The sequence below is a fragment of the Sphingomonas bacterium genome (genome assembly GCF_903643035.1).
Lineage (GTDB): Bacteria > Pseudomonadota > Alphaproteobacteria > Sphingomonadales > Sphingomonadaceae > Sphingomonas.
In genome coordinates, this window is sequence record NZ_CAHJWW010000155.1 from 1 (window position 1) to 6633 (window position 6633).

General features: G+C 70.3%; 7 protein-coding genes and 1 pseudogene. 4 read left to right on the forward strand and 4 right to left on the reverse strand.

From position 1 onward, the window contains the following. Positions 1-1836, forward strand: a pseudogene (locus HUV01_RS10455) (hypothetical protein); the annotation flags it as partial. Next, a complete protein-coding gene (locus tag HUV01_RS10460; protein WP_174298205.1) occupies positions 1833-2366 on the forward strand; it encodes a hypothetical protein in 534 nt (177 codons plus the stop codon). The pseudogene HUV01_RS10455 and the gene HUV01_RS10460, both read left to right, overlap by 4 nt. A gap of 22 nt (positions 2367-2388) precedes the next feature. Here HUV01_RS10460 and HUV01_RS10465 read toward each other — a convergent pair whose 3' ends face one another. The 3 genes from HUV01_RS10465 to HUV01_RS10475 form a co-directional block, all read right to left on the reverse strand. Then, positions 2389-2715, reverse strand: coding sequence for a hypothetical protein (locus HUV01_RS10465; protein WP_174298206.1), 327 nt, complete (start codon positions 2713-2715; stop codon positions 2389-2391). A gap of 82 nt (positions 2716-2797) precedes the next feature. Then, the gene (locus tag HUV01_RS10470; protein WP_217430981.1) at positions 2798-2959 is read right to left on the reverse strand and encodes a hypothetical protein; all 162 of its coding nucleotides are present in this window, start codon (positions 2957-2959) and stop codon (positions 2798-2800) included. A 141-nt stretch (positions 2960-3100) separates the two neighbouring features. Continuing rightward, entirely contained in the window at positions 3101-3721 is a 621-nt protein-coding gene (locus HUV01_RS10475) for an NADPH-dependent FMN reductase (protein WP_174298208.1), read from the reverse strand. Between the two features lie 177 nt (positions 3722-3898). Here HUV01_RS10475 and HUV01_RS10480 point away from each other — a divergent pair, with 177 nt between their 5' ends. Together HUV01_RS10480 and HUV01_RS10485 are read left to right on the forward strand one after the other, a co-directional pair. Beyond that, positions 3899-5008, forward strand: a complete 1110-nt coding sequence (locus tag HUV01_RS10480; protein WP_254606562.1) for a sensor histidine kinase — start codon at positions 3899-3901, stop codon at positions 5006-5008. A 5-nt stretch (positions 5009-5013) separates the two neighbouring features. Beyond that, positions 5014-5400 carry a response regulator gene (locus HUV01_RS10485; protein ID WP_254606564.1) on the forward strand — a complete coding sequence of 129 codons (387 nt, stop codon included), beginning with the start codon at positions 5014-5016 and terminating at the stop codon, positions 5398-5400. Between the two features lie 48 nt (positions 5401-5448). Here the strand turns inward: HUV01_RS10485 and HUV01_RS10490 are convergent. Then, on the reverse strand, positions 5449-6633 hold a 1185-nt coding region (locus HUV01_RS10490), incomplete at its 5' end, for a hemolysin family protein (protein WP_174298209.1).

Here is a 6633-nt window from a genome sequence, read left to right on the forward strand (position 1 = left end):
GGCGGCGCGGTCCAGATCGGCGCCGGCGCCATCCGCGACGAGGCGGTGGGCGACGCCACCGTCGTCGGCGTCGACCTGAAGGTACGGCCGGACCACGCGACCGAGTTGCGCGCGGAGTTCGCCGCGGGCGGTCGCGGCGGACTGCACGCAGGCACCGCCGCGCTCGTCGAGCTTGAGCGTCGCACCGGGCCGCTCGACCTGCTCGGCTATGCGCGGCGCCAGGACGGCGGCTTCGGCGTCGGGCAGCAGAACGTGGTGGAGGCGGGCACGCAGAAGCTCGGCCTCGACGCCGCGCTGCGGCTCGGCGACGGGCTGACCCTCACCGGCACCGGCTGGCGGCAGGAACAGCTCGACACGCCGGGATCGCGGACCGCCGCCGAGGTGCGGCTGGACTGGCGGCGGACGAGCGGCACGATCTTCGTCGGCGGACAGTTCGCGGCCGATCGCGGGCTCGACGGTGGCGACCGCACGTCGGCGCTGCTGACGCTGGGCGGCAGCCGCAACCTCATGGGCGGCAGGCTGGTCGTGTCCGGCCAGACGCAGGTCGCGCCGGGCGGGCACGATGCCAGCGTCGACTTCCCCATCCGCCACCAGATCGACGCCGCGCTTCGCCTGTCGCCCGGCATCCGGCTGATCGGCGGCTACGAGATCGCGAGCGGCAAGGACTACGTCGCCCATACCGCGCGGATCGGCTTCGACGTCGCGCCATGGACCGGCGCGCGGCTGGGGACGACGCTCGACCAGCAGGCGATGGGCGAGAACGGACGCCGCACCTTCGCGCAATACGGCCTCAGCCAGTCGCTGCCGCTGGGCCGGCGGTGGACGATCGATGCGACGCTGGACGCCAGCACCACCGTCAGCGGCCGCATCCCCACCGGCGCGGCGGTGACGCCGTTCCAGCCGATCGCCTCGGGCGGCAGCCTGTCGGGCGGTACCGGCCTGGGGAGCACAAGCATCGGGAGCACTGGCCTGGGGAGCACTGGTCTGGGCAACGCTGGCTTGGGAAGCACGGGCGCCCTGTCGACCGCTCCCTATGGCGCCGAGACGCTGGGCGCGACATACCGGGCCGCCTTGTGGTCGTGGAACGGCCGGATCGAGCATCGCGAGGGCGCCGGCGCGACACGCTGGGGGCTGACCACCGACATGCTGCGCGCGCTCGGCCATGGGCAGACGCTGGCGGCGAGCGTGAAGGCGTACCGGATCGAGGATGCGAACGGCGCGGTCGCCGCCTATGCCACCGCCGATCTCGCGCTGGCGCTCCGTCCGCTCGGCAGCCGCTGGTCGCTGCTGGAACGGTTCCAGCTGCGCCACGAGCACGCGGACGCGGGCGTCACCGACGGGAACGCGCTGGGCGTGCCCGCGGTCGGCAACGACATGCAGGTCACGAGCCGGGCGGTGAACAACGTCGCGCTCGACTATCGCGCCGGCGCGCGCGGCGACGGTCGCGGCATCGAGGCGAGCATCTATTATGGCGCCAAGTTCGTGCGCGGAAAGTTCGGGGACGACGTGTACGAGGGGTTCGTGGACGTGATCGGCTTCGACCTGCGCCAGGATCTGTCGTCGCGTTTCGACGTCGGCGTGCAGGGATCGGTGCAGCACGCCTGGAGCGCGCGTGCGCTGGCGTTCAGCGGCGGGCCGTCGGTCGGCGTATCGCCGGCGGGCAACCTGTGGATCACCGCCGGCTACAACGTCGCAGGGTATCGCGACCGCGATTTCTCCGCCGACCGCTACACGCGGGCCGGGCCGTATCTAACCGCGCGGATAAAGTTCGACCGCGCCTCGGTCGCCACCGCGTTCGGCGGCGCGGCCCGCGCGCTGATCGGGGGTGGGCGATGAGGGTGTTCCGGCTGTCGGCCGCGGTGGTGGCGCTGGCCCTGCCCCTCTTCGCGGCGACCGCCGCCAGCCTCCAGATCGCGAAGTCGAGCAGCGTCGTGGCGGATCAGGTCAGCACGCTCAACCCTCGCGCGCTGCCGGGATCGGACATCGACTTCGCGCTCGTCGTCACCAATCCGACGCAGAACGCGCTGGCGACCGTCGGCAAGGTGGTGATCGTCGACACGATCCCCATCCAGGCCAGGCTTCGCGTCACCGACTATGGCGCGGCCGGCAGCGGCCCGGTCGGCTTCACTGACGGCAGCCTCCTGGGGCTAGGGCTGGCGGGGAGCGGGCTGACCTACGGTTTCGCCGGCTTGGCCAGCGCGACCGACGGGCTGGAGTTCTCGACGGACGGGAGCAACTGGACCTACACGCCGGTTCCCGATGCGGGCGGGTTCGACGGTCGCGTGCGCGCGATCCGCGTCACCCTGTCCGGCACCCAGGCGCCGGCCAGCGCCTTCAGGCTGCAGTATCGGACGAGGCTGAACTGACGACCCGCATCGTCGCGAACCGTCAGGTCGACTGGATCCTGGCCCAGGCGTGGTCGAGCCATCTCTCGACCTTCGTGATGGCCGCCGGCGCCAGGGTGACGACGTCGTCGGCGGACCCGTGGATGTCCCCGGCGATCATGCCCGAATGGCTGAGGTGCGCGATCCGCCGCCTGCCCGCTTCGGGGCAACCCCCGGTCCGCTCGATCGTCTCGCGGCCGGTCAGCCGCTCTCCCTCCGCGTCCGCGAGGTACAGTATCAATATGATGTCCCAGTTGTCGGGAGCGGACACGTCGGTCCCGAAAATCGCGCGTCGTTCGGATCGTATCACCAAGTCCAACTTCGCGGCCATCGCCGACGTGCCTTGCCCAATCATCCGCGTTTCTCCGCCCCTTGGGCGATATCAACAGTTCTCAGGACCTTATGATCCGATATTAATTGGAAGCAAGGACAGTATATTGCTTGACGACATGAGCATGCGCCTCACACAATAATGCTCCAAGAAGATAGTCGCGCTGCTCGTCGGCAAGAGCGATCAGCGACGTCAGCTGTTCGTCCAGATATCGAAGCTGGTCCTTCAGCGCGCGACTACTCATGGGCTTCATGCCTCTGCCTTGTGACAATCGTGGAAACACAAAGCACGATAGTTGAACTTGCGATAGGTTTATTCCGCATATGCGAAGGAAAAACGGACGGTCTTCCATGACCCGCATGGATGGTCGGACGAACCGTCCGCGTCAGTCCCCGGCGGCGGGGTCCCCCTTCAGGGAGGCGGAATCCGCGAGCTTCAATCGGGCGAACAGCGCGACCTGCCTTCCTACCAGGTCGATCTGCGCGGCCACGCCGGCGTCCCGGCACACGCCGCCGCTCAGCACCCCGTCGCCGGTGTTGATCGCCGCGCCCATCGGCGTCGGCCAGCCGCGCAGGGCATGGACGGTCGCGCGCAGCGCCGCCAGCGTCGAGCCGGTCGCCTGCCAGCCCGCCGCGGTGACGATCAACCCGACGGGCAGCCCGTCGAGATAGGCGCGCGGGTCCCGCGACGTGGCCTCGAGATAGTCGATCGCGTTCTTCACCATCCCCGACATCACGCCGTGATAGCCCGGCGAGGCGAGCAATATGCCGTCGGCGCGGCGGACGGCGTCGATCATCTCGCCCCCCGCCGCCTCGCTGTCGGGGGTCAGGTACAGCGGCAGCGACGCAAGATAGGCACCCCCGAACATCAGCGTCTCGGCGCCGTCGCGGGCCGCGCTGGCGAGCGCGAGGGTCAGCGCCTGCTCGGTGCTGGAGCCGGGCTTGGGCGTGCCGCCGATCCCGACGACGAGGGGAGCCGGGGACGGACTTGGAAGGGAAGCGGCCATCGTCTCATCCGTTCGGTTCCCGCGCCGGAGCGGCGAGCGACGCCCCGCGCGGATGACGCCTCCATGGCCTACCCGCCGGACCATGGCCAGTGCCAAGGCGCGCGAGGGAACCGCCGCCGGCCGGATCGCCGCCGTAACGATGCGCCCGCCTCCGCCACTCGCACGGCGGTTCCGGGCATGGTACGCGCGAAGCGGGGACAGTGGAACAGCGGGGAAATGGCGGGGGTGATGATTGTGGCCAGGATGATCCGCGCCCGTTCCTCGCCCGCCTTCGATCGGCTCATGACCTGGTCGCTCGCCCACGCGCTGCCGACCGCCACGCGGTACCTGCTCGCGACGCTCATCATCGCCGCGACGGCGATCCTGCGCGCGCTGCTCGTCACCAGCCTGCTGCCATGGCTGCTGTTCCTTCCGCCCGTGCTGGGGATCGGGCTGGTGCTGGGGCGCGGCGCGGGCCTGTATGCGGCGGTGCTGTCGGCGGCGTGCGCGGGGTGGTCGATCGGATCGCCGCACGAGCGGCTGTGGCTCAGCGGCCCGCAGTGGGTCGCCAACGCCATCTACCTGGTCGTGGCGACCGGGATGGCGGCGATCGCCGGCGAGCTGCGCGACGCGTTCAGCCGCGCCGCGCGCGGCGGAGTGGAACTGGCCACCGCCAATGCCTTGCTGATGAAGCGCGAGGAACAGCTTCAGCTGCTGAACCAGGAACTCGGCCATCGCCTGAAGAACCAGCTCGCGATCGTCCAGGCGGTGGCGAGCCAGACGATGCGCCAGGCCGGCGACCTTCGGAGCGCGAACGAGGCGCTGTCGTCGCGGCTCGCGGCGCTGGGCCGGGCGACGGACGTGCTGACGCGCAGCGACTGGACCGCCGCCGATCTGCACACCCTCGCGCAGACCGCGCTGATGGCGCACCAGAGCGTCGCGGGCCGCTTCCACATCCAGGGACCGGCGCTCCGCTTCGGTTCCCAGGTATCGCTCGCGCTGACGCTGGCGTTCCATGAGCTGATGACGAACGCGATCAAGTACGGCGCGCTGTCCAACGATGAGGGTCACGTCGATCTCGGCTGGTCGGTGCAACCGGGACCCAATGGCGGCGAGCCTCGTTTCAACCTCGTCTGGCGGGAGGTCGATGGTCCCCAGGTCAGGCCGCCGGTGCGGCGCGGCTTTGGATCGATGATGATCGAGCGGTCGTTGCGGGCATATTTTCGGGGCGACACCGCGATCGACTATGATCCGGCCGGCCTCGTGTTCAGGATCGATGCGCCGCTCGGCGATGCGCAGGAAGGTTGAATGTCGTGGCCAAGATCGAGGATCCCCCAGCGGAGGTGCAGAAGCGGTCGATCCTCGTCGTCGACGACGAGCCGATGATCCGGATAAACCTCGCCGACTTCTTCGAGGACGAGGGTTATCAGGTGTTCGAGGCCCAAAGCGCCGACGAGGCGATCACGACGCTGGAGGCGCATCCGGCGATCCGCATCGTCCTGACCGACGTGCAGATGCCCGGATCGATGGACGGCGTGAAGCTTGCCCACCACGTCCGCGACCGCTTCCCCCCCACGCTGCTGGTGGTCGCGTCGGGAGCGGTGAAGGTGACGCAGGCCGAACTGCCCTCGCGCACGATGTTCGTCGCAAAGCCGTTCGATCCGCGCTTCGTGCTGGACGAGATCGAACGGTTGAGCTGATCCGCCGACGCAAACGGCGGTACCAGTCCGCTCTGGTCCGGCCGATCCCTATCTATCGATACCGCTGACCAGCAGCTTGTCGATGCGGCGCCCGTCGAGGTCCACGACCTCGAAGCGCCAGCCCTGTTCCTCGAAGCTCTCGCCCTCGCCCGGCAGGTGCCGGAACGCGGCGAGCGCCAGTCCCGCGACGGTCGCATAGTCGCGGTCCTCGGGCAGCGCGATGCCCAGCCGCTCGGCCAGCGTATCGGCCGCGGTGGTGCCCGCCACCAGCAGCGAGCCATCGTGGCGCTCGACGATCGAGGGCTGCTCGTCGGGGTCGGCGTCGGACGCGAACTCGCCGGCGATGGCGCTCAGCAGGTCGGCGGGCGTCACCAGCCCCTCGAAATGCCCGTATTCGTCGTGGACCAGCGCCATCGGCACCTCGGCGAGCCGCAGCGCATGCAAGGTGTCGAGCGCGTCGAGGTGGTCGGGCACCACCGTCGCGGCCCGCACCAGCGGCCGCAGCGCCACCGACTTCCCGCGCAGCAGCGCCGACACCAGCTCGTGCGTCTGGACGACGCCGATCAGCGCGTCGATCGATCCTTCCGCCACCGGCAGCCGGGTATGCGGCATCTCGATCAGCGCGCGGCGCACGCCCGCCTCGTCGAGGTCCGCGTCGAGCCAGCACACCTCTGTGCGCGGCGTCATCACCTCGCGCACGGGCCGGTCGGCGAGGCGGACCACGCCGGAGATGATGGAGCGTTCGTGCTCCTCGATCACGCCCGACTTGCTCGCCTCGGCGACGATCAGGTGCAGCTCCTCGGCGGTCACCTGGTCCTCGTTGCCGCGCGACAGGCCCATGAGGCGGAAGATCGCCGCGCTGGTCCGGTCGAGCAGCCAGACGACCGGCGCGGTGCCGACCGCCAGCCAGCGCATCGGCAACGCCATCGCCGCCGCGATCGGCTCCGGGCTCCTCAGCGCGATCTGCTTGGGGACGAGTTCGCCCACGATCAGCGAGACGAGCGTCGTGACGCCGATGACCAGCGCGAAGCCGAGGCGGTCGGCGGTCTGCGCCGCCATGCCGGCCCGCACGAGCCGCGCCGCCACCGGCTCCCCCAGGCTGGCGCCGGAAAAGGCGCCGGCGAGCGTCGCGATCAGCGTGATGCCGATCTGCACCGTCGACAGGAACTTGCCCGGATCGCTCGCGAGGTCGAGCGCGGCGCGCGCCCCCCGCTTCGCGCCGGGCCGCCCGCC